Raw genomic sequence first — 312 nt, 5'->3', positions numbered from 1 at the left:
CAACAGGGCGAGCCCGAGGACGCGTGGGCGGACTCGCTGCTCGCCGAACTGGACCGGCCGGAGGCCAGGTTGGGCGAACTGACGGCCGCGGACACCGAGCAGGGGCGGATCCCCGCCCGCCTGCAGGCCATGCTCAACTCACTGGCCGAGACCCTGGCCGCCGGTGACGCCGAGTCGATCGCGGGGCGGCTGGAGAACGCCTCCGCCCACGACATCTTCGCGTTCATCGACAACGAACTCGGCACGGCGTGACCGGGCCCGCCCACCGCCCCCCGCACGTGAGGCCAAATCTTCCGCACACAAGTGGCAACA

General features: G+C 71.2%; 1 protein-coding gene. It reads left to right on the top strand.

The features are described 5' to 3' along the window. Positions 1-252: hypothetical protein (locus UK12_RS42565; protein WP_045307253.1), on the top strand; the 252-nt coding region annotated here is incomplete at its 5' end. Between the last annotated feature and the right edge of the window lie 60 nt (positions 253-312).

The sequence above is a fragment of the Saccharothrix sp. ST-888 genome, assembly GCF_000955975.1.
Taxonomy (GTDB): domain Bacteria; phylum Actinomycetota; class Actinomycetes; order Streptomycetales; family Streptomycetaceae; genus Kitasatospora.
This window is presented reverse-complemented; position numbering and strand designations above follow the sequence as displayed.